The sequence below is a fragment of the Streptomyces sp. Edi4 genome (genome assembly GCF_040253615.1).
Lineage (GTDB): Bacteria > Actinomycetota > Actinomycetes > Streptomycetales > Streptomycetaceae > Streptomyces.
Window position 1 is genome coordinate 1,297,314 of sequence record NZ_JBEJGY010000004.1, and the last position, 24,760, is coordinate 1,322,073.

Below are 24,760 nucleotides of genomic sequence, written 5' to 3' on the forward strand. Positions count from 1 at the left end.
GTGCCGGCCCGCGTGCGCCGGTCCCCGGGCAGGGCTCACGCCGGCCCGCACAGGCAACCTCAGCCCGTCCGGCGTTTGAGGACGAGCGCCCTTCAGGCGCGAACAGGGTCTGGGGCAGAGCCCCAGGGACCTCGACTGCGGACCGTGCGGGGCTGGTCGCGCAGTTCCCCGCGCCCCTGACAGGGTGCGTGCCGGCCCGCGTGCGCCGATCCCCGGGCAGGGCTCACGCCGGCCCGCACAGGCAACCTCAGCCCGTCCGGCGTTTGAGGACGAGCGCCGTTCAGTGCGAACCGGGTCCGGGGCGGGGCCCAGGGGGTCAGACCGCTGTTGGGTCTGGGCCCAGGCGGTCGTGGATGGCGCTCTGCACCTCCGCCTCCTCCGCCGGATCCGCCGCGAGCCTGCGCAACCGCTCAGCCACCCGCGCGTCGACGAGCTCGGCGTACTGCGCGGCCACCTCGCGGGTGGTCTCCTCGCAGTCCCACAGGCACTCGACGGCGAACCCGGTGGCGAAGGACGGGTCGGTCGCGGCGAGGGCCCGCGCGATGCGGCCCCGCAGCTCCGACGACGAGGTCTCGCGGTACACGTGCCGCAGGACGGGCGCGGCGCAGGAGATGCCGAGCCGGGCCGTTCCGTCGATGAGCGCCCGCAGCACGCCGGCGTCGGGGCCGTGGGAGCGTACGGTCTCGCGCAGCGCGCCGAGCACGAGCTCCTTGTCGCGGGCCTCGCCGCGCGAGGCGAGCACGCCTGCCGCGGCGGCGCCCAGCTCGTCGGGGCGTCCGACCCAGCCACGGGCCCGCTCGACGGCCTCGGGGCCACACATGCGTTCGAATGCCTGGACGGCGGCCTCGGCCGCCACAGGCGAGCCGGCCGCGCCGTCCGAGACCGCCGCCTCGATCAGGTCGAGGACCCGGGCGTCGCGCGACTCGGCGAGATAGTGCAGCGCGGCGCCCCGCGCGCCGTCGCTGCCCCGGCGGGCCGCCTCGATGATGGCGTCCCGGTCCTCGGGCCCCGCGACGGCGCCCAGGCACCTGGCGGCCGGCAGATGCAGGACCGAGCCGCGTTCAAGACCTTGGTCGGCCCAGTCGAAGACGGCCTGGACACTCCACCCGGGCCGTGGTCCCGACGGCCGCATCTGGCGCTGCCAGCGGTCGAAGGACCCGGCCTCCTGGGCCGCCCGCACCCGGGCGCCCACGCCGTCGCGCGGATCATCGGCCCACAGCCGCCAGGGCCGGGGCTCGTAGGCGTCGCGCACGGCGGCGGCGAGCGCCGCGTCGCCCTCGGCGGTGGCCGGGAAGCGGGCGAGCACGGAGGCGGCGAGAGCACGCAGACCCGCGTCGTCGTCACGCAGCGCCAGCTCGTCCAGGGCCCAGGCCCAGTTGGACCCGGACGCGGCGTAGCGGCGCAGCAGCGCGAGCGCGTCGCTCCTGCCGTACGAGGCGAGGTGGCCGAGGACGGCGAGCGCGAGCCCGGTCCTGGAGTCCTCGGGGTCGAGGACGTCCTCGGCGCCGAAGAGGTGGCGCTCGACATGGTCGAGTTCGCCGTCGAGATCCAGGAAGAGGCGCGCGTAGTACAGCGAGCGGTTCTCGACCCGCCAGTCCTGGCGGGGGTCGCTCAGTACACAGTGGTTCAGGGCCGCCAGGGCCTCGTCGCGCGGGGCGGCCAGCGCGTGCAGGGTGCCGTCGCCGCGGCCCCGCTGCAACAGACCGAGCAGCGTGCCGCTCGGCGCTATGACTGGATCGAACATGGAAATAGCCTCACATCAAGCTGTCGACGCAACCGGGATTCGTGCCTTGCCCTAGGCCGCGCAGCAACATGAGGGGTCGCCCGCCGTCTTCTGCTTGGTGTAGACCATCTTCCTGCCTCTCGTCGCGGTCCTCGATGTAAGGACCCTGCCCCCGATGTAGGGGTTCGACGTCATGATGACCCAGCCATTTCGCCATCGCGACCACATTTACGGCGCCCCTCTCCGCGGGCTCTTCGGTGGATCCCCCGTAAACGCCTGGTGGACGCTCAGTTGGCCCCGAACAGGGCGAGCAGGTCCGTCTTGCCGAACATCCGGGCGGTGTCGACCGCCGAGGGCGTCCCGGCGGAAGGATCGGCTCCGCCGGCGAGCAGCGCCTTGATCACGGCCTCCTCGCCCTTGAAGACGGCGCCCGCGAGCGGGGTCTGGCCCCGGTCGTTGGCGCGGTCGGCCTCGGCGCCGCGGGCCAGCAGCGCGGACACCGCGTCGGCGTGCCCGTGGTAGGCGGCCAGCATCACCAGTGAGTCACCCCGGTCGTTGGTGAGGTTCGCGGGCACCCCGGCGTCCACGTACGCGGCCAGCGTCGCGGCGTCCCCCTGACGGGCCAGTTCGAAGACCTTGGCCGCCAGCTCGACCACCTCGGGATCGAGATCCTCGCTCATCGGAAAAACTCCTTAGGGGCAGCGGAACGGACCCGCACGGCGACAGAGCCGAACGAGTGAATCGACAGGGTACTGCCCGGTGGGCGACATGACGGGGCACGCCCGAGGCAAAGATCACCGCGCGTGACGCCCGGGCGCTCCCCAGGGCCTCGACGGCCGCACAGTGTCCCGCTCCAAGCGCCCCTTCATATCCGCCACTCCAGTGAAAATGGCCGAGTTTCACCCGTTCGCACCTTTTATCGCATAGATACTTCCTGTGAGCCTGGAAGAACTCATGGTGACCGTCCCCACCAACCAGGAGACCCCAAATGATCCTGTCCATGTCAGGCGTGGTGCTGCTCGGAATCATCTGCTTCCTCTTCTTCAAGAAAGACGGACTCAAGGCTTCGCACGCCCTCGTGTGCTCGCTCTTCGGCTTCTACCTCGCGGGCACCGCCATCGCCCCGAGCATCACCGCCGGAGGCGCGAGCCTCGCCAGCCTGCTGGGCGGGATCAAGTTCTGACCCCCGCTGTCCGTCGCACGACGGCGGACATCACGGCAGAGACCACTGCGGACACAACTCCAGGAGAACGACGTGGCCCGGCGACCGCTCCCCCGCATTCTGAGCAGCAGCAGCGCATCCATCGTTCGCAGCCGCGAAATCGCGCGCACGGCCGCCGACAGTGCCACCGACGTTCTCCATCCGCTCATCACGATCAGTCGCGGCCTGCGGCTGATCACCGCCGCCCTGCGCGGCAAGTGGGCCGCCACCCCCAAGGAACGGCGTAGTCCCGCGCTGTTCTTGACGGCGGCAGTGGTCCTGGTCGTCGCGCTCATCCCGTACGGGCCGCTCCTCGCCCTGATCACGGTGATGGGCGCGGCGGCCTGGAAGGGCCGCGAGAAGCCGGTCGTCAAGACCGGACCCGACGACGCGGAACTCGCCCGCCTCCAGGCCCTGTACGAGGCGCTTGTGCCCTATTTCTCCGTGCCGGAGGACCCCGACCCGCTGTTCTCGCACGGCGGCGCGTGGGACAAGGCGTTCAGCGAGTACGCCTTCGACGACGACGGCCGCCTCACCCGGCTGCGAGTGCGCTACCCGGCGTACTTCACCGACGGCGAACCCGAGGCGCGCGCCCGTATCGAACAGCTCCTGCACGCCAAGTCGGGCCGGGGCCGCGAGTACCACTTCGCGTGGGACGAGGAGGGCAACCAGCTCGACCTCAGCGTCCTGGGCGCGCTGCCCACCTCGATCGCCGCCCAGCGTTTCGTGACCTCCCCCGGCGAGAGCGTGCTCGGTTTCACCGACGCCGGCGCCGTGCCCAGGACCGTCCCGGTGATCTCGGACGACGGGAGTCACGACGCCCCGCCGGTCGTCTGGCGCACCGGCCCCCGCTCCACCGAGCCGCACCTCCTGGCCGTGGGTCGGCCCGGCACGGGCACCACGACCCTGCTGCGCTCCATCGCGCTCCAGGCGCTCAGGGACGGCGACGTGCTCATCGTGGAGGGCCCCGGAACCGGCGAGTACGCCTGCCTCACCGGCCGCGCGGGCGTCCTCGCCGTGGAGTGCGGGCTCGCCGGGGCGCTCGCCACCCTGGAGTGGGCCTCCCACGAGACCGAGCGCCGCCTCATCTCGGCCAACCGCGCACGGCAGGCGGGCCGTCCGGCGCCCGAGGACACCAAGCGCCCGCTGTGGATCCTGCTCGACCGCCCCAGCGTGCTCGTCGACCTGGCGGCGGCGGACGGCCGCCCCGACCCCCAGCACCTGCTCCAGGTCCCGCTGCGGCACGGCCGGGCCGCCGGGGTGACCGTGGTGGTGGCCGAGCAGTTCGACACCCTGGAGCACCTGTCGGAGCCCGTACGGTCCCACACGCGGGCCCGCGTGGTCCTCGGCCCCGCCTCCTTCGTCGAGGTCGCCTCGGTGCTCGGCGCCCCGCCCCACACCACCCCCACCCCCGACGTCCCGCCGGGCCGGGGCTACGCCCGCCTCGGCGCCGGCCCCGTCCTGCGCCTCCAGGTGCCCGCCACCCCGGACCCGTACGACGACGCCACGACGGAGGCCCACCGCGAGGCCGTCCTCGACCTGCTGCCGCCCCGCGACGCGCCGGTGGAGGCGAGAGCGGGGCGGACGCGTCCGGCGGCGCCGGCGGAGGCCGCGCCGGCGGAGGCGACCCCTGTGGAGGCCGTCCCGGCCGAGGGCTAGGGGCTTCGCGCCGGCCCCGTGGGCTCACGTCAGGGGCTCTGCCCCCGGACCCCCGCTCCGCAGACGCCGGAGGGGCTGAGCGGGCCACTTCCTCCTCCGGGGTGAGGTTCAGCCCCTCCGGCGGGGAAGGCAGTCCCTCCCGGCACACCCCACGCAGAAGTCCCCCGGAGCGAGCGGGCGGTCACACCGGGGCCGCCTCCGGCCGGGCGCCGCTCATGCCACGAATGTCCGGGGCGGTTCCGCGCTCCCCGAGCCGCCGCCCGTCTCCACGAGCCGGGCCGCCGCCGCCAGCCGGGCGGCGGCCTCGTCGGCGACCGGGCCGCCCACCGTGAACGGCAGCCGGACATAGCCCTCGAAGGCGCCGTCCACCCCGAAGCGCGGCCCCGACGGCACCCGCACGCCGACGCGTTCCCCGACTTCCGCAAGCCGCGATCCCGACAGGCCGCCCGTGCGGACCCACAGCGTGAGACCGCCGCGCGGTACGACGAACTCCCAGTCGGGCAGCTCCCGGCGCACCGCGCCCACCAGCGCGTCCCGGTTCTCCCTCGCCTGCGCCCGGCGCAGTTCGACCGCCTGCTCCCAACCACCCGACGCCATCAGCCAGTTGACGGCAAGCTGCTCAAGGACGGGCGTGCCCAGATCCGCGTACGCGCGGGCGGCCACGAGAGAGCGGATGATGTCGGGGGCCGCCCGCACCCAGCCGATCCGCATGCCGGCCCAGAACGCCTTGCTCGCCGAGCCCACCGTGAGCACCGTGGCGCCCGCCGGGTCGAAGGCGCAGACGGGGCGCGGCATGACCAGGTCCGCGTCGAGCCACAGCTCGCTCATCGTCTCGTCGACGACGAGCACGGTGCCGGCCGAGCGGGCCGCGTCCACGAGCTGGCGCCGCTGGTCCTCGTCGGCGAGCGCGCCGGTGGGGTTGTGGAAGTCGGCGACGACGTAGGCGAGCCGGGGCGCGGCGTCCCTGAGCACCTGGCGCCAGCGCGGCAGGTCCCAGCCGGTCAGGCCCTCGGCCATCGCGATGGGCACGAGCCGGGCGCCGGCCTCGCGCATCAGCTGGAGGATGTTGGCGTACGAGGGTGATTCGACGGCGATGCGTTCGCCCCGGCCCGCGAAGAGATGACAGATGGCGTCCATCGCGCCCATCGCGCCGGTGGTGACCATGATCTGTTCGGGCATCGTGGGGATGCCGCGCGCCGTGTAGCGCTCGGCGAGCATCTGGCGCAGGGCGGGCAGGCCCGCCGGGTAGTCGCCGTGGGTGTGGGCGTAGGGCGGCAGCTCCTCCAGGGCGCCCTGGACGCCCCGGGTCAGCCACGGTTCGGGGGCGGGCAGGGCCGCGCAGCCCAGGTCGATCATCGAGCCGAGCGATTCGGGCGGCAGCGGTTCCAGGCCCCGGCCGGGCAGCGGGTGGCCGGCGGGCACGGCGGTCCAGCTGCCCGCGCCGCGCCTCGATTCCAGGAAGCCCTCGCCGCGCAGCGCCTCGTAGGCGGCGGCGACGGTGGTGCGGCTCACCGAGAGGGCCAGCGCGAGCTCCCGCTCGGCGGGCAGTCGCGCGGCCGCCGGGACGCGGCCCTCGAGCACGAGCAGCCGGATCCCGTCGGCGAGCGCCCGGTAGGCGGGCGGCTTGCGCAGGCCCGCGCCGACGGGGCGCGGCTGCTGTGCCTTGAGCTGACGGGCGAGCTGGGCGGGCCCGATCGCCGAGGTCCACTGCGCCATGAAGTCAGTCCACCTTCCCGGAATTGGCCATGGTTGGGGTCCATTTCCCCGCCTCAGAGTGGCATGACCAGTCCACCACGATCCTTCAGGGGGCACCACCTTGTCCACGCACCTCCCGCGCAGACTGCTCTCGCTGTACGTCGGTCTCGCGTTGTACGGCATCAGTTCGGGGCTGCTCGTGCGCGCCGGGCTCGGGCTCCAGCCGTGGGGGGTGCTGAACCAGGGCATCGCCCGGCACGCCTGCCTCTCCATCGGTGAGGCGTCGATCATCGTGGGCGCCCTGGTGCTGCTGCTGTGGATCCCCCTGCGTGAGCGGCCGGGGCTCGGCACCGTCTCCAATGTGTTCGCGATCGGCGTCTTCATGGACGGCACGCTCGCCGTCGTCCCGGATGTACGGGGGCTGCTCGCGCAAGTGCCGCTGGCGGCCGCCGCGATCGTCTGCAACGGGGCCGCGACCGGTCTGTACATCTCCGCGCGCTTCGGACCCGGCCCGCGCGACGGTCTGATGACGGGCCTGCACAGGGTGACGGGCCGCTCGGTCCGTCTCGTCCGCACCTCGCTCGAGGTGGCCGTGGTGGCGACCGGGTTCCTGCTCGGTGGTTCGCTCGGCGTCGGCACGGCCTTGTACGCGCTGGCGATCGGGCCGCTCGCGCAGTTCTTCCTGCGCGTCTTCGCGCTGCCGGAACCGGCTCCGGCGGTCGCGGCGCCAGCGGGGTCCGGCCCCCAGGCGCCCAGCACTTCCGCGTGCGCCCCCTCGCGCACGGCGGCGTCGCGGGACCGCGCGATACTTCCCGGGTGACTCGCGTACGCCACCCCTATCTGGACCACCCCGCCGTCATCCCGTTCGCCCATCGCGGCGGCGCCGCGGACGGCATCGAGAACACGGCCGCCGCCTTCGCGCGGGCCGCCGAGGCCGGCTACCGCTACTTCGAGACCGATGTGCACACCACGGCCGACGGCCGTCTGGTGGCGTTCCACGACGCGACACTCGACCGGGTCACCGACGCCCGGGGCCGCATCGCCGAACTGCCCTGGAGCGTGGTCCGGCGGGCCCGGGTCGCCGGGCGCGAGCCGCTGCCGCTCTTCGAAGAACTCCTGGAGGCGTTCCCCGAAGCCCGCTGGAACGTCGATCTGAAGGCGGAGTCTGCGCTCGTCCCGCTGATCGACCTGATCCGCCGCACCGGGGCGTGGGACCGCGTCTGCGTCGGCTCGTTCTCCGAGGCCCGCGTCGCCCGGGCGCACCGCGCCGCCGGGCCGCGCCTCGCCACCTCCTACGGAGTGCGGGGCGTCGCCGCGCTGCGCCTTCGCTCCTACGGGATCCCCGCGCCGCTGCGCCCCGGCGCCGTCAGCGCCCAGGTCCCGGTGAGCCAGCACGGCGTGCCCGTCGTCGACCGCCGCTTCGTGCGGACCGCGCACGCGCTCGGCCTGCGGGTCCATGTGTGGACGATCAACGACCCCGCCCGGATGAGGGCGCTGCTCGACCTCGGCGTGGATGGCATCATGACCGATCATCTGGAGACACTGCGCACGGTCATGACCGACCGGGGAGTCTGGCACTGACACCCGGCGGCCACCGCTCGCGTACGGGCACGAGCGAGGGGGCGCGGGTTGAGCGCTGAGATCGTGAACAAGACCGCCGGGAAGACGACCGGGACCGCCGAGGCCGCCCCGGCGGACGGGGGCTCAGCGGCGGACGGGGGCCCGCCGACGGGCGCGGCCGAACGCCGGCGGGAACAACGCGGCTGGTACTTCTACGACTTCGCGTGCTCGGTCTATTCGACGAGCGTGCTGACGGTGTTCCTCGGTCCCTATCTGACGTCCATCGCCAAGTCGGCGGCGGACGCCGAGGGGTTCGTCCATCCGCTGGGCATCCCGGTGCGCGCCGGGTCGCTGTTCGCGTACGCCGTGTCCGCCTCGGTGATCGTCGCGGTAATCCTCATGCCGGTCGTGGGCGCGGCGGCAGACCGCGGCGGGCGCAAGAAGCCGCTCCTCGCGGCCGCCGCCTACACCGGCGCCGCCGCCACGGCCGGGATGTTCTTCCTCGACGGCCACCGCTATCTGCTCGGCGCGGTGCTTTTGATCGTCGCCAACGCGGCGCTCTCGGTCTCGATGGTCCTCTACAACGCCTATCTGCCGCAGATCGCGGGTCCCGAGGAGCGCGACCGGGTCTCCTCGCGCGGCTGGGCCTTCGGCTACACCTCGGGCGCCGGCGTCCTGGTGCTCAACCTGATCCTCTACTCGGGGCACGACCGCTTCGGAGTCTCGGAGTCGACCGCCGTGCGGATCTGCCTGGCGTCGGCCGGCGTGTGGTGGGGCGCGTTCACGCTGATACCCCTGCGCCGTCTGCGCGACCGCGCGGTGGCGGTGTCGGTGAGCGAGGGCCGGGTGGGGGCGGGCTGGCGGCAGTTGGTCTCGACGTTGCGGGACATGCGGGCCCGGCCGCTTACCCTGGCCTTCCTCCTGGCGTACCTCATCTACAACGACGGTGTGCAGACGGTGATTTCGCAGGCCTCGATCTACGGGTCGGAGGAACTGGGCCTGGATCAGAACACCCTGATCGTGGCCGTGCTCCTGGTGCAGGTCCTCGCGGTGGCGGGCGCGCTCGGAATGGGGCGCCTCGCGCGGACGTACGGCGCGAAGCGGACGATTCTGGGCTCGCTCGCGATCTGGGCGGTGATCCTTGGCGTCGGCTTCTTCCTGCCCGCGCACCGGCCCGCGCTGTTCTTCGTGCTGGCGGCGGCCATCGGCACGGTGCTCGGCGGCAGCCAGGCGCTGTCCAGGTCGCTCTTCTCACACATGGTGCCGAGCGGCAAGGAGGCCGAGTACTTCTCGGCCTACGAGATGAGCGACCGGGGGCTGAGCTGGCTGGGGCCATTGGTGTTCGGTCTCGCGTACCAGCTGACCGGGAGCTACCGGGATGCCATCATCTCGCTGGTGGTGTTCTTCGCGGTCGGTTTCGTGCTGCTGGCCCGGGTGCCGGTGCGGGCCGCGGTGGCCGCCGCGGGGAACCCTGTTCCGGCGCGGATTTAGACGTTGAAGTGAAAGGCCGGTAGTGTACGCCTTTGGCCTGCCAGGCGGACCGTTACTGCGTGCTCGAGTAGAGAAGACGCTGGGTGACATCTGCTGCCAGATGTGACAAACCGGTCACTGGTGGGTACAACAAGGGGCGGCACGACGGCGACGCATGACCCAGAACGGGAATCTTTACCGCCGACCGGACGTTGACCGGATGACGACGACAGTGACACCTGTCCTGTGGGCGACAAGCCCGGGAGGCACGATTCATGAGTGAGCGAGCTCTTCGCGGCACGCGCCTCGTGGTGACCAGCTACGAGACCGACCGCGGCATCGATCTGGCCCCGCGCCAGGCCGTGGAGTACGCATGCGAGAAGGGACATCGCTTTGAGATGCCCTTCTCGGTGGAGGCGGAGATTCCGCCGGAGTGGGAGTGCAAGGTCTGCGGGGCCCCCGCACTCCTGGTGGACGGCGACGGCCCTGAGGAGAAGAAGGGCAAGCCCGCGCGTACGCACTGGGACATGCTCATGGAGCGGCGCACCCGCGAGGAGCTGGAGGAGGTTCTGGCCGAAAGGCTGGAGGTCCTTCGTTCCGGCACCATGAACATTGCCGTGCATCCGCGCGACAGCCGCAAGTCCGCCTGATCGCGCAGTTCGGCGATACAGCGCGTCAAAGTCGAGGGCCGGTCACACCATTTCGGTGTGGCCGGCCCTCGGCTTTTGTCCGGCCGGCGACCGGGCCCCCGACGGCCGCCCCTGCGACCAGTGCGGCCACGGCCGCCCCTCGCGGGCGTGGCTCTCAAGGGGTCAGGGGCGGGCGCGGGCCGAGGTCGTCGCGCGCGGGGCGGGAGGCCGGCCCGTCGTCGCGGACGACTTCGCCCTGGACGACCTTGCCGTCCGGGTGGCGGACGCGGGCCTGCTGGAAGGCGTCGCCGAAGCCGCCGGGGACGACGGCGCGCATGCGCTTGTCGAGGGACCGTTCGGCCAGGCGCGCCAGGGACTTGCGTACCGGCGGGATCAGCAGGAGCAGCCCCGCCGCGTCCGACAGGAAGCCGGGGATGATCAGAAGCAGCCCGGCCAGCATGATCAGGGCGTTGCCCTCACCGCCGCCGGAAGCGGCCTGCGGCCCGCCGCCCCCCGACTGCTGCCGCCTGACCGTTTCGGAGAGATTGCGAAAGGCGCGCCGCCCGGCCCGCTTGATGACGCCACTGCCGAGCAGCAGGCCGCCGATGAGCAGCAGCAGGACCAGGAGCCCGCTGGTGGCGCCGGCCACCACGGTGAGCAGCCAGATCTCCAGGACCAGCCAGGCGGCGATCCCCAGGGGTACGAAGGTGCGTGCGCGCGAGCGCTTGGGAACGGTCGGGGGCTGAGTGCCGGTCGTCATGGTCCCAGTGTGCCTGGACGCCGCTCGGGACGGCGTAAGGAAGAGATCAGTACGCGCTGGTCATCGCGGGTCGTACGGGCGCGCCCGGCCCGGCGAGGGATGAGCGTGCCCGGCGGGACCGGGACTTCAGGAGGGCTTGCGGCCCAGGAGCTTGTTGGCACGGGCGCCCACGCCCCAGGCGGTGACCCGCCACAGCGCCTCGACCAGGATGTCGTTGCTCATCTTGGAGTCGCCACGTTCGCGCTCGACGAAAGTGATGGGCACCTCGACCACGTGGAAGCCGGCGGCGACCGCACGGCGGGCCAGGTCGACCTGGAAGCAGTATCCGGCGGAGGCCACCTGGTCGAGGCCGAGGCCTTCGAGGGTTTCGCGCCGGAAGGCGCGGTAGCCGCCGGTGACGTCGCGGATCGGGACGCCGAGCAGCAGCCGGGAGTAGGTGGAGCCGCCGCGCGAGATGTACTCGCGGTACTTGGGCCAGTTTACGATCCGGCCGCCCGGCACCCAGCGGGAGCCAAGCACCAGATCGGCCCCCTTGAGCGCGGTGAGCAGCCGGGGCAGCTCCTCGGGCTGGTGGGAGCCGTCGGCGTCCATCTCGACCAGGACGCCGTAGTCGTGCTCGATGCCCCAGCGGAAACCGGCCAGGTAGGCGGCGCCCAGCCCTTCCTTGCCCTTGCGGTGCAGCACGTGCACCTGGTCGTCCTCGGCGGCGAGTTCGTCCGCGAACTTGCCGGTGCCGTCGGGGCTGTTGTCGTCGGCGACCAGAATGTGGGCCTCGGGGACCGCCTCCCTGACGCGGGCGACGATCGGCTTGATGTTCTCCGCCTCGTTGTAGGTCGGGATGATCACCAAGGCCTTGCCCAGCGGGCCGTACCGCCTCTGACCGCCGTCGTTCACTGCTGCCCCTTATTGTCCGTACGCAAGGGTCCACCATAGCGAGCGGTCACCATCGCCCCGAACCGCGAGGGTGTGTGGTGCCGGATGCGCCCGGATGGAGGGGGAGATCCGCCGGAAATACCGGGTCTGGGGCACGTGGGTCGGTACGGGGGCCCGGCGCCCTTCGGGCCGACCTGGGGCCCGCTGGCTGCGGGTCGACCGAGAGCCGTTGTCTACTGAGCGTCCGGGCCCCACCCGGGTCGCACCTACCCGCGAGCCCGCAGGGGGCAGGGGGGACGCCCTCCCGGCTGAAACCTTCCCTCGCCCCCGAGGCGCGGGCGCTGAACCTGGCTGCCAGTGGTGGTGCGCCGGTGCGACACACCACCCCATGACCCAGCGGCGTTCGACGACTGCGTGGAGGCTTAACCGGTCGGACGTCCTGTGGTGGACTCGGCCGAACCTACCGGCCCCCGGGCGCGTTCTGTCAACAGCCGTTTGAGCTGCGACGTTTCCTCAAACGACCAGGTCAGTGCCGAAGATCCGCAGGTCGTGGCGATGCCGTGACGGCGCTGCGCCGACGGTGCGAAATGTCCCCATGTCACTCGTTCGGACGCGCGAATACCGTTTGTCCGAACACCACTGTCCGCAGGGGGACGGGCAGCGCGGCGCCGGGAGTGAGGTCGGGCAGGCCCGGGGTGCCCGAGCGGGGGTCGGTGGACCAGCGGGCCACCCGGTCGTCGGGGGCCTGCACCACCAGCTCCTCCGTGCGCCAGACCGCGTAGTCGGCGGGGGCGCCCGGCACCAGGGTGCCCGCGTCGTCCCGGCCGAGCGCGCGCCAGCCGCCCCTGGTGTGGGCGGTGAAGGCGGCCCGGGCCGAGACGCGGTGCTCCAGGGTGCGGTGGAAGGCGGCGGCCCGGACGCTCTCCCACGGGCCGAGCGGGGTGACCGGCGCGTCGGAGCCGAACGCCAGCGGCACGCCCGCGCGCAGCAGGGCGGCGTACGGATTGAGGGTGCGGGCCCGCTCGACGCCGAGCCGTTCGGCGTACATGCCCTCGTCGCCGCCCCACAGCGCGTCGAAGACCGGCTGCACGGAGGCGGTGAGGCCGAACTCCGCGAAGGCCGCGATGGTGGCGGGGGTCATCATCTCCGCGTGCTCCACCCGGTGCCGGGCGGCGCGGACGCGAGCGAGCCCCACCCGCTCGGCCGCGGCCCGTACGCCCTCGACGACGGCGCTGAGCGCGGCGTCGCCGATGGCGTGGAAGCCGGCCTGGATCCCGGCCTCGGTGCACGCGGCCACATGGGCTGCCACGTCGGCGGCGTCCAGATGGACGGCGCCGGTGCCCGGGGCGTCGGCGTAGGGGGCGTGCAGGCAGGCGGTGTGGGAACCGAGGGAGCCGTCCACGAAGAGGTCCCCGGCCGCGCCGACCGCGCCGAGTTCGCGGATGCGGTCGGCGTCCTTGGCGCCCGCGACGCGCTCGGCCCAGTATCCGAAGACCCGGGGCCCCGGCTCCTCGCGGGACAGGGCGAGCAGCGAGGTGAAGTCGTCCTCGTCGGAGATCTCGGGCCCGCCGCACTCGTGGAGGGAGCCGATGCCGAGCGAGGCGGCGTGCCGCAGCGCGGCGCGCTGCGCCTCGGCGCGCTGGCCCGGTGTGATGGCCCCGTGCGCCGCGGCCCGCACCGCGTGGTGCGCGGCGCCGTCCAGCGGCTCGCCGTCCCGGTATCCGGCCAGGCCACGGACGCCCGGGACGAGGTCCAGCAGGGCGGTGGTGACCACGGCGGAGTGGACGTCGACGCGGGGCAGGTAGAGCGGGCGGCCGCCGGTGGCCGCGTCCAGCTCCGCGCGCGAGGGGTGGCGCCGCTCGGGCCAGCGCGCCGCGTCCCAGCCGCCGCCGAGCAGCACCCGGTCCCCGGGGCGGGCGGCGGCGTGGGCGCGCACCGCGTCCAGGGCCTCGGCGAGCGTACGGGCCGAGGAGAGGTCGAGCCCGGTCAGGGCGAGACCGGTGGCGGTGGTGTGCACATGCGCGTCGGTGAACGCGGGGGTGACCAGAGCGCCTTCGAGGTCCACGATCTCGTCCACCCCGCCGGCGAACGCGTCGGCGGCGCCTTCCGAACCGACCCAGGCGACGTGCCCGCGTTCGACGACCATCGCGGTGGCGAAGGGGTCGGCGGGGCTGTGCACGTCGCCACCGCGCAGCAGGACGGTGCGGTGGGCGGTTGCTTCGGGGGCGGAACTCGCGGAACTCATGGAGGACAGCCTAGATATGCGGCGGCCGTGCCTCGTACGGGGTGGACAGGACGACGGTCGTACGCGTCGAGACGCCCGCCTGGGTGCGGATGCGGGTCAGCAGGTGCTCAAGGGCCAGCGGGGTGGCCACCCGGACCTTGAGGATGTAGTTCTCGTCACCGGCCACGCTGTGGCAGGCCTCCAGCTCCGGCACGTCCGCGAGGCGCTCCGCGATGTCGTCGGGGGCGCTGGGGTCGAAGGGCTTGACCGAGATGAACGCGGTCAGCGGCAGGCCCACCGCCTCGGGGTCCACGACGGCGGCGTATCCACGGATGACGCCGCGCTGTTCGAGACGGCGTACCCGCTGGTGCACCGCCGATGTGGACAGGCCGGTGGCCTTGCCCAGGTCGGTGTAGCTCATCCGCCCGTCCTTGACGAGCAGATCCACGATCTGACGGTCCAGCTCCTCCATGCCGCTCAACCTATGGCCCCGGGTCGGGTCCGGCACAGCCGGAGAGGGCCCGAAAGGGCATCTGCGGGCGGCATGTGACCAACACCACAGGTTTGCCGACGGCTCGTCGGGAGGTGCGCGGTTATCGCCGCGGCCCGGCGGGAAGTGCTTGTTTTGGTCGCGGCCGCGGCGCAATGCCGGCCCACCCGAGGGGGAGTGTCCCAATGCAGAATCCCAAGCGCACCGGACGTGCGGAACGTGAACGTGGCGAACCGGAGCCCGTCGATATCGCCGAATTTTTCGACGAGGACGACTCGCTCGACGCCTACGACACCTTCGAGATGTACCGGGTGCTCTGCCCGGACTGCGCGCAGCCGATCGCGCTGCTCGCCGACGAGGACGTCCTGCCCGAGCACGCGCTGTGCCCGAGCCCGTGGAACCCGTTCGTGCTGACCGTGTGCGCGGGGACCGGGCGGCCGGCCGGGCAGGCGGAGGCGGCCGACGCCTCGCTGGAAGTCCAGGAACAGGACACGGCGCTGCTGCTCACCCTGCCGAGCGAGCTCGACTGGCGCACCCAGCCGTTCTCGCACGTCGGCGGCCCGGGCTCGCGTCCGGTGCGGGTGCCGCAGATGCGCCGCGCCGCCTGAGCGCACGCGGGATCCGCGCGGACACACCGCGCCGCGCCGGCGACCGGACGCCACTGGGGGGCGCCCGGCCGACGGCCGCTCACGTCCAGTACGCCCCCGCCACCATGGCCGCGAGGCTGTCCCGGTGCAGGATCAGCGCGTCCGGGTCGTCGGGCGGCTCGGTCTCGCCGAAGCGCAGTTGCCGGTGCGCGATGCGCAGCATGACCACCGCGTGCCGCAGGGCGGCGTAGAGAGTGTGGAACTCCATGGCACGCGGGGTGTGGCCGGTCAGTTCGGCGTACCGCCGCTCGACGTCGTCGCGCCGCAGGAGGTCCGGCAGGCCCGGTTGGCCGAAACTCACCGTGAGATCCTGGAAGAAGCGGTGGAGATAGACGAGCCAGCCGAGGTCGAGTTCGCGCGGTCCACAGGCGGCCATTTCCCAGTCGAGGACGGCCGCCGGCGTGAACCCGTCGTAGATGATGTTGCCGATGCGGGCGTCACCCCAGCTGAGGACCGCGGGGCCCTCGTCCTTCGGCCAGTGCGCGTCGAGCCAGTCGAACGCCGCCTCGATGAGCGGTGAGCGCGGCAGGCCGTCAACCACCCAGGCGTAGTACTCCCGTTGGGCTTCCACATGGCGGCGCAGCGGCGAGCCCTCGCCCTCCGCCAGCAGGAACTCGGCCTCCCGAGCCGGGAATTGACCGTGCAGGCGCGCGAGCACGGACAGGGTGCCCTCCTGGAGGCGGGCCCGTTCGTCTTCGGTGGCCGCGTGCAGCCAATTGCCCTCGTACGTATAGGGCATGACGTCCGGCGGCACCCTTCCCGCCACGCGGTCCATCACGAAGAACGGCGCGCCGAGCGGCGCCGGGTCCTCCTCCAGCCAGCGCACACGGGGCACCGGTATGTCGGTGTGCTCGGCGACCAGACGCATGACGCGGTACTGGCGGGCCATGTCGTACACGGGGAAGACGGTGTACGCGTCCAGGTCGGCGGCGAGCCGCAGGGCGCAGGCGCGCACCGGGGTGTCCGGGTGCTCGATGTCGAAGAGCAGGGTCTCGCTCGACATGCCGTTGGAGGACGGCACCCGGATGCCGGTGACCCGGGCGCCGGGCAGCCGGGCACCGAGCCAGGTGGCGAGGCGGCGTCCCACGTCCTCGGGGTCGCGGGTGGAGGTGCGGGGGCGGGGCGCGGTGGCCATGGGGGTGCTCCCTTCGCGGGTGGGCGCGTCACGGGCATTCAGGGGGCGCCGGGCGCTCAGGGCGCGACCGAGGTGTGGTCGGCGAAGCCGCTGGGGTCGTGGCGGCCGAAGCTGCCGTGCTCGAAGATGCCGTGTCCGGTGCGCCCGTCGAGGGTGAAGCGGGCGGCGTGGTCGCTCACGCCGTACGCGGCCATCGGGTGGGCGGCCGGGTCGCTGAGGTCGTAGACCTGGCGGTCCGTCCAGCCGCGCCCCTGCCAGGTGCCGTGCTGCCAGCCGTCGGCGGGCGGGTAGCCGGCGCCGACGGCGAGGGGCGATGAGGCAAGGATTTCCACGCCGAGTTCGAGGGGCTTGCCGGACGGGCCGGCGAGGTGGACGACCGCGCGCTCGGGGTGGCGGGTGCCGGGCCGGTAGGTGATGTCGGCCCGGGGCCAGCCGAGTTGGGTGTCGGGGTGGCCCTCGCGCACGAGCACGGCGTCGTTGAGGGTGCGGTAGCCGTCGGCGTCCTCCTGGACGACGACCATGACGAACCGGTCGTCGAAGCGGACCGGCGCCCAGAGCCAGTGGAACCCCTCGGGCCGGTACTCGTCGCCCCGCCCGGCCTCCTCGCCGGGGATCGGCCGCACCCCCCAGCTGCGGTCGCGGGTCCCGGTCCATCCCCGCGCCGTGACGGGTATCTCCTGGCCGCCGACGCGGATCACGCCGGCGCAGTGGCCCGCCTGCACGAACCGCCGCCCTTCGAGGGTGAGGCGGCCGCCCTTGCGCTGCACGTGGTGGGGCTCCCACAACGCGGGGAAGTCCGCGGTCCAGGCGATGTCGTAGGCGAGTGAATCGGGGTCGCCGGGATCGGGTGCGCAGTGCAGGGCGAGACGGCGCAACGGGGTGTCCACGGTGATCCGCAGCGGGCCGACGCTCAGGTTCATGCGGTCGTCGGTGAGGGCGTCGGACGCCCTGACCGCGTGCAGCCGGTCCCCCACGCGCAGGGTGGCGTAGGCGTCGATGACCCCGGTGTTGGGGTAGACCCCGAGCCCCACGATGAGCAAGGCGCGGCCCTGGTGGTCGAAGACGTGGAAGATGCAGCGGTCGTAGGCGTTGCGATCACCGGTGACGACGTGCGCCATCGAGAGCGGGGCCTGATGAACGGGGTACTCGTCGAGAGGGATGGGCCGATCCTGAGCCATCAGCAACCTCCGTACGCCAGAAGAAACCTGACGGTACGACAGCCCCCGCCACCCCGCCATACCACCCACCCCCGCAAGGGCCGCGCGGAACGGCACACCCAGCCACCCACAGCCCCACACGTTGCCCACGACCGGCCCCACCCCGCAAGGGCCGCGGGGAACTGCGCAAGGGGCGCGGGGAACTGCGCGCCAAGCCACCCACAGCCCCGCACATTCCCACCCACCCGACCACCCCACCCCGCAAGGGGCGCAGGGAACTGCGCAAGGGGCGCAGGGAACTGCGCAAGGGGCGCGGGGAACTGCGCGCCCAGCCACCCACAGCCCCGCACATTCCCACCCACCCCCGGAGGGTTTAGGGAAGGGGCGGGGAGGGGCCAAAAAAGGGGGGCCGGACCCCCACGCGCAGGAAGGGACCCGGCCCCCGGGCGACCCGGGCGACGGCCGAACCACGCCGGCCCGAAGACGGACCCGGGTCGACCGGGACGGGTCAACCGGGACGGGCCGACCGGGCAGGCCGGATCGGGGCCGGACCGGGGCCGCTGAGCGGAGACGGGTCAGCGGGTCTCCGGACCCGCGAGGTGGCGCGCGACAACCATGCGCTGAATCTGATTCGTGCCCTCCACGATCTGCAACACCTTCGCCTCCCGCATGAACCGCTCGACCGGGAAGTCGGCCGTGTACCCATACCCCCCAAGGACCTGGACCGCGTCCGTCGTGACCTTCATCGCCGCATCCGTGCAGAACAGCTTGGCCATCGCGGCCTGGCGCGAGAAGGGCCGCCCGGCATCCCGCAACCGCGCCGCCGCGAGGTAGAGCGCGCGGCCCGCCTCGATCTGGGTCGCCATGTCCGCGAGCATGAAGCGCAGGCCCTGGAAGTCGGCGATGGGCCGCCCGAACTGCCGTCGCCCGGTGGCATAGGCGAGCGCTTCGTCGAGCGCGGCCTGGGCGACGCCGATCGCGCAGGCCGCGATGCCGAGCCGCCCGGAGTCCAGCGCGGAGAGCGCGATCGCGAAACCCTGGCCCTCCTCGCCGATGCGGCGCGCGTCGGTGACCCGTACGCCGTCGAAGTGGAGCTGGGCGGTGGGCGAGCCCTTCATGCCCATCTTCTTCTCGGGCGCGGCGGGCGAGAGCCCTTGTGCGTCGCCGGGGACCAGGAACGCCGTGATGCCCCGGGCGCCGTCGCCGCCGGTGCGGGCCAGGACGGTGTAGAAGTCGGCGATCCCACCGTGGGTGATCCAGGCCTTGGTGCCGGTGATGACCCAGTCGGAGCCCTCCCGCACCGCCTTGGTGCGCAGCGAGGCGGCGTCCGAGCCCGAGGCCGGCTCGGAGAGGCAGTACGCGCCTAGCAGCCCGCCGCCGAGCATCGCGGGCAGGTGCTCGGACTGCTGCTCCTTGGTGCCGTAGCCGGCCAGCGCGTGGCAGGCGAGCGAGTGGACGCTCACGCCGAGGCCGACGGTGAGCCGGGCCGACGCGAGCTCTTCCAGCACCTGGAGGTAGACCTCGTAGGGCTGGTCTCCGCCGCCGAACTCGGAGTCGTAGGGAAGGCCGAGCAGTCCTGACTCGGAGAGCAAGGTGAAGATCTCGCGAGGGAAGCGGCCGGCGTCCTCCTGCTCGGCGGCCCCCGGCGCGATCTCCCGCTGGACGATGTCGCGCACGAGCGTGACAAGGTCCCGGGCCTCTTCGGTGGGCAGCTGTCGTTCCACCGGCTGCGGGGCACGGTCGGGCATGGCGCGCTCTCCTCCCTGTCGGGCGCTGCGGCGGACGCGCGCGCAGGGTGAGGCGGCGCCGCCGGTGACTCTGCTCTACGGCCCCTACCTTCCCTTCCGGGTCTCGGAAGTAGCGGGCGGGCGGCCGTGGCGCTGTGAGTATGCCCGATCGGGCGCGTCCCGTCACTGGCTCCAAGATCACGATTTCCACCGGTCCGCACGCGCCGTCGGCCCCCTGAAACCGTGCGCTCCCACCCCCGGCTCCGTCCTCAGGACGGATCGGGCGCAGGACAGGACGGTTCGAAGTCCTCGATGGTGTCCAGGGTGCGCCGCAGCAGGCGTACCAGGAGCTCGCGCACGGTGTCGCGGGGCGGGTCGAGGGCGGTGAGCCAGTCCAGGGTGACGCTCTCCACGCTGCCGAGCCAGCCGAGCAGTGCGAGCCGGGCGAGCGCCGGTATCTGCCGGGTGCCGTAGGCGCCCTCCGCGATGGTGGCGATCAGCTCCTCGCGCACCGCGTCTCGGATCGCCTGCACCTGGGTGTCGAAGCCGACGCCACCGGTGACGATGGTCCGGTACGCCGCCTGGTGGTGCTCGGCGTAGCGCAGATAGCCGTCGACGGTTCGGTGCGCGCGTTCGGCGGGGGCCAGGTCGGTGTCGCTGCCCGCGCGCGACACCAGGTCGGCGACGGAGTCCTCGACGATGGCCAGGTAGTAGCCCCGTTTGGACTTGAAGTAGTAGTAGATCAAGCCCTTGGCGACGCCCGCATGTTTGGCGATGTCGTCCATCGACAGCGCGTCGTAGGAGGTGTCGGCGAACAACTTCCGCCCCGTCGCGATGAGTTCGGAGCGGCGCGCCTGGGATCGCTCGGTCGTTCCGCCCTGTTGACTATTATTCAAATTCGGCCCTAGTCTCCAACTGCCGCAGGATGCCCGCAGTATGGCAGACCTGCGCGCGCACCCCCCTGCACCGCCTTTTCGAGCTTTCGAGCGTCAGCCGGATCGTACGGGAGGACCAAGTGAGCGCAGCCACAAGGCCGTTGGCCGAGGGCAGGACCGCGTGGAGGAAGACCGCCGCCGTCGCCCTGCCCGCAGTCCTCGCGGTCGGGATCATGGCGGGGGCGATGGCCGAGGGCGCGCTGGCCGCGTCGTTCGCGGTCTCCGGGACCAGCTTCCAGGTCGCGTCGGGGAAGCTGACAAGTTCGGGGCTCTCCTCGTTCGTGGGGACCGACAAGTCCGTCGACGGCAAGGGCCACCCGGTGGCGCTGCTCGGCATCGGCGACGCGAAGCTCAGCGACATCTGCCAGTCCGCCGAGGTGGGCACTCCGCTCGGCACGGTGGTCTTCAAACTCACGGCGGGCGGCGACGCGGGCGAGGTGACGGCCAGCAATCTCGTCATCGACGGCGAGGACCTGGTGGGCGACGCCCGGTTCGGCACCGCCGAGATCGGACGCGACGCCTCAACTCTGGACGCGGTCAAGGGAGTTCAGGGCGAGGCGGGCAAGTTCGGCCTTCAGGCCGGTGACATCGAGGTGGACGGCGTGAGGTCGCATGCCTGGTCGGCGACCGGCGGCAACTTCCGCCTGAAGGGGATGAGGGTCGATGTGAGCCTCGGCGGCAAGAAGTGCTTCTGAGGCGCCGGGGCCTGGCTCGGCGCCTGGCTTGGGGCCTGCCCCGGGGCCTGCCCCGGTTTCGCCGCTCCGGCGGGCAGCCGGGCCTGACACCGCACGACGAGCAGGCGTACGCGCCGGTGGGCGGCCGGGCGCGCCGGCGGTGGCTCGACGAGCGGCTGCCCCTCGTCGAGGCACGCGCGGCACTGCGGGCCTGGCGGCGGACGCGGCCGTTCTGGGCGGGGCTCCTGCTCGTACTCGGCGGCCTCGAACTGCTGCTGGTGCCGCTGGCACCGCTGACCATCCTGCTCAGCCTCGGGCTCGGCGGCATCGCCGCCATCGGCATCGGGATCGCGCTCGTCGTCGCCGGTCTCTTCCTGTGGCTGCTGCCGCACACCCGCCACTACGTGTCGATCAACGCCCTGATCCTGTCGGTGCTCTCCTTCGCGGCCACCAACCTTGGCGGATTCCTGGCCGGGATGGCGCTCGGCATCGCGGGCAGTGCGATGGGGTTCGGCTGGACGCCGAAGAAGGAGACCGCCCCGACGCGGCGCGGAACGAATCCGCGCACCCGGCGCAACTCGCCGCGCACCCAGCGCACGCTCGCCGCCGCCCTGCCGGTGGCCCTGCTCCTGACGCTCGGCGGCCACCCCGTCGAGCAGCCTCGGCAGGGCGGCGCCATGGGGCAGCCCGGGCAGGGCAGCGCCGCACGGGACGCCGTCGTACAGGAGAGCGCCGTACGGGACACCGCCGTCCGGAACACCGCCGCGCAAGACAGCGCCGCACAGGACGCCGCCGCGCAAGACAGCGCCGCACAGGACGCCGCCCTACGGCAACTCCGGCGGGAGCGGTCCGTGCGGCGACCCGGTCAGGACGGGCCCGTCATCGCGCCCGCCGTGCCGCCCACGGTCACCACGGCCCGGTTCTCACCGCACGGTTTCCTGCTCGCCGGAGTGACGACCGTGCCCACCGCGCGCGGCCCGCTGAAGGTCATGGTCCTCAGGATGACATCGGCCTCGCTCACCGACTACCGCCTCACCACCCACGACGGGCACGGCGAACTCGCCCTGGGAGCAAGCTCGTTGGACCTCAGCGGCCGGGTGACGCTCTACCTCAGCAAGTTCAGCGGCTGTCTGGAGGGCCTGCTCTGCCTCACGTTCGACCCCAGCACCCTTCCGGTGCCGCCGGTCGTCCCGCCGTTCGTCTTCATGACCCGGGTGAGCGCCGAGCAGGCGCTGGTCACCTCGGACTCGATCGTCGCGGACGGCCTGACCCTGGGGGCGTCGTAAGAGGGCGGGCCCGTGACTACAGCAGCCCCGCCTGCGTGACGAGCATCGCGATGACGACCACGAGGGTCCAGCCGAGGACGTGCTCAAGGATCTTGGGCCCGGTGTCCTTGGGGCCGCCGGTGCGGGCCCGGAGCTCGGCCAGGGCGCGGGGGTCGTCGAGCGTGGTGGCAGGCAGGGTCATGAGAACTCACTCGGTCCTGTGGTGGTGCGCGGTCCCCCCGGTGACCGTTCCACAGTGCCAGCGGACCGGGCCCCGGGGGTAGAGACGTTCATCACGGCCCCGGGGCGCCGGGCCCGGCTCAGCGGATGCCGGCGGACGCAAGAGCCGTGCGCTGTCCGGGCGTGGGGTCCGTCGGCCAGTACAGGTAGCAGACACCGCCTGTGCCGGACGCCACGTTCCCACTGGCGTTGTGGCGCTTGGTGCGCAGCCATACGTTCTCGAATTCGCGCCGCCGGTAGACGCGGCGCACGGCGGCGTCGTCGGGCGCGGCCGGGTCGTGCGCGATCACGTCGCCGTCCTCGGTGAAGCCGGTCACCGCCATCAGGTGCCCCGAGGTGCCGTAGCCCGCTCCGGTCAGCTCGCCGGCCAGGAAGGACTGGGACGTTATGGCGGGGATGCCCGCGCGGACCAGCCGCTCCACGTCGTTCAGGGAGCCCAGCCGGGTCACCACCGCGTTCAGGTCGCGGTAGGTGGCGGCGTAGGCGGCGTTGAAGGGCCAGTTGCCGCAGCCCTGGTACTGGTAGTCGTACGTGCCCCGGGCGGCCTGGGGGACCTGGGGGTCGGCGTAGGAGGGATCGACCCAGGCGAGGTCGGCCGGGCTCGGCCGGCGACCCCAGTACTCGATGATCATCTGCGAGGAGGTGGGGCTGCACCAGGCCTCGCCGCCATTGTCGTACTGCGGGTACTGGCCCTTGTGGATCTCCTGCGAGTAGCTGGGCACCTCCAGCTCGCCCGCGTAGGTGGGCGTCGAAGCGTCCACCGTGAACCGGTCGGGGACATCGGATGCCATCGCGCCGAGCCGCCACACGGTCGGCGTGAGCCGGCTGCCGGGCGGGCGGTGGAGGGTGACCCGCAGCCGGTAGGCGGCCAGGCGCAGGCCGGTGGCCGGGGTGTCGATCGCGAAGGTGTCGGTGGAGATGGAGCTCCTGCCGTCGCCCTGGCCGTCGAGGGAGGTGCGCCGGATGTCCGCCTCGCCGTCGCCCGCCGTCCAGCGGCCCATGACGTACGCGGGGGTCGCGCTCCCGTCGCTGTAGGTGCCGAGCAGTTCGACCTGGAGCCAGGTGCCGGCGGGGGTGTGCGCGTTCCAGTGCGCGACGGCTTCGGTGGCCGGGACGGTGGAGAGGTGCAGCGGGGAGGTCCAGACGGCGTACTCCCAGGTGGCGCTCTTGTGGGTGTGCGGGTCGGTGTAGTCGGTGGTTCCGGCGGGGCGGCCGATGACGATGCCGGGGCGGCGGCCCTCCACGACGCGCACGCCGTGCGCGGCGCCCGAGCGCCACTGGGCGGGCGAGGTCCAGGCCTGGTTGTCCACGAGGTGCGGGCCCTGTCTCGGTCGAGGTGCCACGCCGGGGGCGGCTTCGGGGCCGCCGGACGCGGCAGCCGGGCCGCCGGACGCGGTGACGACCGCCCCGGCGGCGAGGGCGACGGCAGCGGCGAGGACGGTTCTGCGCGGGGTTGAGCTGGTCATGATGAGGACCCCCGGTCGGTTACGGAAGGGGTGGCGAACGCACGACAGCGGGGCCACTATCCCGGGTCGAGGCGGTTTTCTGCCAGCGCTTCGGCACGCGTCCCGCGTCCAATATGGGTCTCGACCACTGGCACGACCCGGACGGGCCCCGCCACCCCCGAGCGGGCCCCGCCGCTCCCGCGCGGCCCCGGGCGACACCGCCCGCCCGCGCTCCCCCGCGTGGCGCACCCGGTACGGTCGACAACGCCGCCGGGACCCACCCCGTGCCCCGACCCCCCGCAGGCAGGACACATGAACAGCACACCGCACTCCCCCACCGCGCTGCCCGAACTGGCCGCCCACGTCAGCCGGTTGGCGCCCTCCTGCGGGCCCGTGCGGCTGGTCGCGGTGGACGGGCACGCGGGCTCGGGCAAGTCCACCTTCGCGGGACTGCTCGCCCAGGAGCTGGGCGGGGCGCCGGTGCTGCGCCTGGACGACCTGGCCACCCATGAGGAGTTCTTCGGCTGGACCGGACGGCTGCGGGAACAGGTCCTGGCCCCCTTCGCGCGGAGTGAGAGTGCCCGGTACGAACCGTACGACTGGCATCTGCGGCGCTTCACGCACGCGCGCACCCTGGAGGCCGCGCCCGTGGTCCTGATCGAGGGCGTGGGAGCCGGCCGGCGCGCGCTGCGGCCCTCGCTCGCCCTGCTGGTGTGGATGGACCTCGACCCGGAAGCCTCCTGGGCGCGGGGCCGGCGCCGCGACGGGGCGGCGCTCTCCGCCTTCTGGGACGCCTGGACGCGGGCGGAGACGCGCCACTTCGCGGACGACCCCTCGCGCCCCTTCGCGGACGCGCTGGTACGGCAGGGAACCAAGGGACCCAAGAGTTACGAGTGGCTCACGGGGCCCGGTGCGACACGACACACGCCTCATTCGCTCACCCAGCGTGACGGCCTCACCCCACCTTGCTGAACAGGCGCAAAACAGCCCACTCAGTACCTCAACTCTGCTTGACCCGGGGGCCATACAGGTCTTACGTTCTCATTGTGCGGCTTTTCGAAGTCGCCGCGGACACGAAGCCCCCGGTTGTTCCCCCGTGATCGGGGGCTTCGTTCTGTCCCTTTGGCCCCTTCCGCGCCATGCGACAGCGCGTTTCGCTCACCCTGGGTCACCGTCAATGCCCCCTCCGCGCCCTCTACGGCAGCGGGCCTCCCCGCGGGTACGATGCCCTCGGTGCGGTCAACTCCCGCC

23 protein-coding genes are annotated in these 24,760 nt (G+C 72.8%); 10 read left to right on the forward strand and 13 right to left on the reverse strand.

The genetic code is table 11. The features are described 5' to 3' along the window. Nucleotides 1-316 precede the first annotated feature (316 nt). Nucleotides 317-1,744 carry a HEAT repeat domain-containing protein gene (locus ABR738_RS07870; protein WP_350229255.1) on the reverse strand — a complete coding sequence of 476 codons (1,428 nt, stop codon included), beginning with the start codon at nucleotides 1,742-1,744 and terminating at the stop codon, nucleotides 317-319. Between the two features lie 266 nt (nucleotides 1,745-2,010). After that, a complete protein-coding gene (locus ABR738_RS07875) occupies nucleotides 2,011-2,403 on the reverse strand; it encodes an ankyrin repeat domain-containing protein (RefSeq protein ID WP_350229256.1) in 393 nt (130 codons plus the stop codon). Nucleotides 2,404-2,711: 308 nt separating this feature from the next. On the opposite strand from ABR738_RS07875, the gene ABR738_RS07880 reads away from it, so the two are divergent. Further along, nucleotides 2,712-2,906: a hypothetical protein gene (locus ABR738_RS07880; protein WP_328314020.1), complete on the forward strand. Its 195-nt coding sequence runs from the start codon at nucleotides 2,712-2,714 to the stop codon at nucleotides 2,904-2,906. Nucleotides 2,907-2,978: 72 nt separating this feature from the next. Continuing rightward, nucleotides 2,979-4,583, forward strand: coding sequence for a hypothetical protein (locus ABR738_RS07885; protein WP_502964051.1), 1,605 nt, complete (start codon nucleotides 2,979-2,981; stop codon nucleotides 4,581-4,583). Nucleotides 4,584-4,796: 213 nt separating this feature from the next. Here the strand turns inward: ABR738_RS07885 and ABR738_RS07890 are convergent, their stop codons facing one another. After that, entirely contained in the window at nucleotides 4,797-6,299 is a 1,503-nt protein-coding gene (locus ABR738_RS07890) for an SCO1417 family PLP biosynthesis transcription factor (protein WP_350229257.1), read from the reverse strand. A gap of 100 nt (nucleotides 6,300-6,399) precedes the next feature. Here ABR738_RS07890 and yczE point away from each other — a divergent pair, with 100 nt between their 5' ends. From yczE to ABR738_RS07910, 4 genes are all read left to right on the forward strand, one after another. After that, complete coding sequence (gene yczE / locus ABR738_RS07895; protein WP_350229258.1) at nucleotides 6,400-7,098, forward strand: membrane protein YczE; 699 nt, start codon at nucleotides 6,400-6,402, stop codon at nucleotides 7,096-7,098. Then, nucleotides 7,095-7,859 (forward strand): glycerophosphodiester phosphodiesterase family protein, encoded by a 765-nt coding sequence (locus ABR738_RS07900; RefSeq protein WP_350229259.1) that lies wholly within the window; start codon nucleotides 7,095-7,097, stop codon nucleotides 7,857-7,859. The genes yczE and ABR738_RS07900 overlap by 4 nt, the downstream gene beginning before the upstream one ends. A gap of 48 nt (nucleotides 7,860-7,907) precedes the next feature. Continuing rightward, nucleotides 7,908-9,329 (forward strand): MFS transporter, encoded by a 1,422-nt coding sequence (locus ABR738_RS07905; RefSeq protein ID WP_350229260.1) that lies wholly within the window; start codon nucleotides 7,908-7,910, stop codon nucleotides 9,327-9,329. A gap of 254 nt (nucleotides 9,330-9,583) precedes the next feature. Beyond that, a complete protein-coding gene (locus tag ABR738_RS07910; RefSeq protein ID WP_053724453.1) occupies nucleotides 9,584-9,958 on the forward strand; it encodes an RNA polymerase-binding protein RbpA in 375 nt (124 codons plus the stop codon). Nucleotides 9,959-10,112: 154 nt separating this feature from the next. On the opposite strand, the gene fxsA is transcribed toward ABR738_RS07910, so the two are convergent. The 4 genes from fxsA to ABR738_RS07930 all read right to left on the reverse strand — a co-directional run bounded on the left by fxsA (nucleotide 10,113) and on the right by ABR738_RS07930 (nucleotide 14,266). After that, the gene (gene fxsA, locus ABR738_RS07915; RefSeq protein ID WP_350229261.1) at nucleotides 10,113-10,697 is read right to left on the reverse strand and encodes an FxsA family membrane protein; all 585 of its coding nucleotides are present in this window, start codon (nucleotides 10,695-10,697) and stop codon (nucleotides 10,113-10,115) included. Between the two features lie 126 nt (nucleotides 10,698-10,823). Continuing rightward, the gene (locus tag ABR738_RS07920; RefSeq protein WP_350229262.1) at nucleotides 10,824-11,591 is read right to left on the reverse strand and encodes a polyprenol monophosphomannose synthase; all 768 of its coding nucleotides are present in this window, start codon (nucleotides 11,589-11,591) and stop codon (nucleotides 10,824-10,826) included. 577 nt (nucleotides 11,592-12,168) lie between these two features. Beyond that, nucleotides 12,169-13,815: an amidohydrolase gene (locus ABR738_RS07925; protein ID WP_350229263.1), complete on the reverse strand. Its 1,647-nt coding sequence runs from the start codon at nucleotides 13,813-13,815 to the stop codon at nucleotides 12,169-12,171. A gap of 10 nt (nucleotides 13,816-13,825) precedes the next feature. Continuing rightward, a complete protein-coding gene (locus tag ABR738_RS07930) occupies nucleotides 13,826-14,266 on the reverse strand; it encodes an Lrp/AsnC family transcriptional regulator (RefSeq protein WP_350229264.1) in 441 nt (146 codons plus the stop codon). 203 nt (nucleotides 14,267-14,469) lie between these two features. Between ABR738_RS07930 and ABR738_RS07935 the strand changes: the two genes are divergently transcribed. Then, nucleotides 14,470-14,892, forward strand: coding sequence for a hypothetical protein (locus ABR738_RS07935; RefSeq protein ID WP_350229265.1), 423 nt, complete (start codon nucleotides 14,470-14,472; stop codon nucleotides 14,890-14,892). A gap of 79 nt (nucleotides 14,893-14,971) precedes the next feature. Here ABR738_RS07935 and ABR738_RS07940 read toward each other — a convergent pair whose 3' ends face one another. The 4 genes from ABR738_RS07940 to ABR738_RS07955 form a co-directional block, all read right to left on the reverse strand. Then, the gene (locus tag ABR738_RS07940) at nucleotides 14,972-16,066 is read right to left on the reverse strand and encodes a phosphotransferase family protein (RefSeq protein ID WP_350229266.1); all 1,095 of its coding nucleotides are present in this window, start codon (nucleotides 16,064-16,066) and stop codon (nucleotides 14,972-14,974) included. A 56-nt stretch (nucleotides 16,067-16,122) separates the two neighbouring features. Beyond that, nucleotides 16,123-17,244, reverse strand: coding sequence for an Rv3169 family protein (locus ABR738_RS07945; protein WP_350229267.1), 1,122 nt, complete (start codon nucleotides 17,242-17,244; stop codon nucleotides 16,123-16,125). A 554-nt stretch (nucleotides 17,245-17,798) separates the two neighbouring features. Further along, nucleotides 17,799-18,971, reverse strand: a complete 1,173-nt coding sequence (locus tag ABR738_RS07950) for an acyl-CoA dehydrogenase family protein (protein ID WP_350229268.1) — start codon at nucleotides 18,969-18,971, stop codon at nucleotides 17,799-17,801. 248 nt (nucleotides 18,972-19,219) lie between these two features. Further along, nucleotides 19,220-19,846 carry a TetR/AcrR family transcriptional regulator gene (locus ABR738_RS07955; protein ID WP_350229269.1) on the reverse strand — a complete coding sequence of 209 codons (627 nt, stop codon included), beginning with the start codon at nucleotides 19,844-19,846 and terminating at the stop codon, nucleotides 19,220-19,222. A gap of 119 nt (nucleotides 19,847-19,965) precedes the next feature. Here ABR738_RS07955 and ABR738_RS07960 point away from each other — a divergent pair, with 119 nt between their 5' ends. Continuing rightward, complete coding sequence (locus tag ABR738_RS07960) at nucleotides 19,966-20,580, forward strand: DUF6230 family protein (protein ID WP_350229270.1); 615 nt, start codon at nucleotides 19,966-19,968, stop codon at nucleotides 20,578-20,580. Beyond that, nucleotides 20,571-21,845, forward strand: a complete 1,275-nt coding sequence (locus ABR738_RS07965; RefSeq protein ID WP_350229271.1) for a DUF6114 domain-containing protein — start codon at nucleotides 20,571-20,573, stop codon at nucleotides 21,843-21,845. Before ABR738_RS07960 ends, ABR738_RS07965 begins: the two co-directional genes overlap by 10 nt. A gap of 16 nt (nucleotides 21,846-21,861) precedes the next feature. Here the strand turns inward: ABR738_RS07965 and ABR738_RS07970 are convergent, their stop codons facing one another. Both ABR738_RS07970 and ABR738_RS07975 read right to left on the reverse strand, forming a co-directional pair. Then, complete coding sequence (locus ABR738_RS07970; RefSeq protein ID WP_267054282.1) at nucleotides 21,862-22,026, reverse strand: SCO1431 family membrane protein; 165 nt, start codon at nucleotides 22,024-22,026, stop codon at nucleotides 21,862-21,864. 118 nt (nucleotides 22,027-22,144) lie between these two features. Next, nucleotides 22,145-23,530: a C39 family peptidase gene (locus ABR738_RS07975; protein ID WP_350229272.1), complete on the reverse strand. Its 1,386-nt coding sequence runs from the start codon at nucleotides 23,528-23,530 to the stop codon at nucleotides 22,145-22,147. Nucleotides 23,531-23,821: 291 nt separating this feature from the next. Here ABR738_RS07975 and ABR738_RS07980 point away from each other — a divergent pair, with 291 nt between their 5' ends. Further along, a complete protein-coding gene (locus ABR738_RS07980) occupies nucleotides 23,822-24,481 on the forward strand; it encodes a uridine kinase family protein (protein WP_350229273.1) in 660 nt (219 codons plus the stop codon). Nucleotides 24,482-24,760 lie beyond the last annotated feature (279 nt).

Coding starts and splice junctions, on each gene's coding strand:
- ABR738_RS07870 (WP_350229255.1), bottom strand. CDS start 1,744: ATGTTCGATCCAGTCATAGCGCCGAGCGGCACGCTGCTCGGTCTGTTG.
- ABR738_RS07875 (WP_350229256.1), bottom strand. CDS start 2,403: ATGAGCGAGGATCTCGATCCCGAGGTGGTCGAGCTGGCGGCCAAGGTC.
- ABR738_RS07880 (WP_328314020.1), top strand. CDS start 2,712: ATGATCCTGTCCATGTCAGGCGTGGTGCTGCTCGGAATCATCTGCTTC.
- ABR738_RS07890 (WP_350229257.1), bottom strand. CDS start 6,299: ATGGCGCAGTGGACCTCGGCGATCGGGCCCGCCCAGCTCGCCCGTCAG.
- ABR738_RS07910 (WP_053724453.1), top strand. CDS start 9,584: ATGAGTGAGCGAGCTCTTCGCGGCACGCGCCTCGTGGTGACCAGCTAC.
- fxsA (WP_350229261.1), bottom strand. CDS start 10,697: ATGACGACCGGCACTCAGCCCCCGACCGTTCCCAAGCGCTCGCGCGCA.
- ABR738_RS07925 (WP_350229263.1), bottom strand. CDS start 13,815: ATGAGTTCCGCGAGTTCCGCCCCCGAAGCAACCGCCCACCGCACCGTC.
- ABR738_RS07930 (WP_350229264.1), bottom strand. CDS start 14,266: ATGGAGGAGCTGGACCGTCAGATCGTGGATCTGCTCGTCAAGGACGGG.
- ABR738_RS07935 (WP_350229265.1), top strand. CDS start 14,470: ATGCAGAATCCCAAGCGCACCGGACGTGCGGAACGTGAACGTGGCGAA.
- ABR738_RS07940 (WP_350229266.1), bottom strand. CDS start 16,066: ATGGCCACCGCGCCCCGCCCCCGCACCTCCACCCGCGACCCCGAGGAC.
- ABR738_RS07945 (WP_350229267.1), bottom strand. CDS start 17,244: ATGGCTCAGGATCGGCCCATCCCTCTCGACGAGTACCCCGTTCATCAG.
- ABR738_RS07950 (WP_350229268.1), bottom strand. CDS start 18,971: ATGCCCGACCGTGCCCCGCAGCCGGTGGAACGACAGCTGCCCACCGAA.
- ABR738_RS07970 (WP_267054282.1), bottom strand. CDS start 22,026: ATGACCCTGCCTGCCACCACGCTCGACGACCCCCGCGCCCTGGCCGAG.
- ABR738_RS07975 (WP_350229272.1), bottom strand. CDS start 23,530: ATGACCAGCTCAACCCCGCGCAGAACCGTCCTCGCCGCTGCCGTCGCC.
- ABR738_RS07980 (WP_350229273.1), top strand. CDS start 23,822: ATGAACAGCACACCGCACTCCCCCACCGCGCTGCCCGAACTGGCCGCC.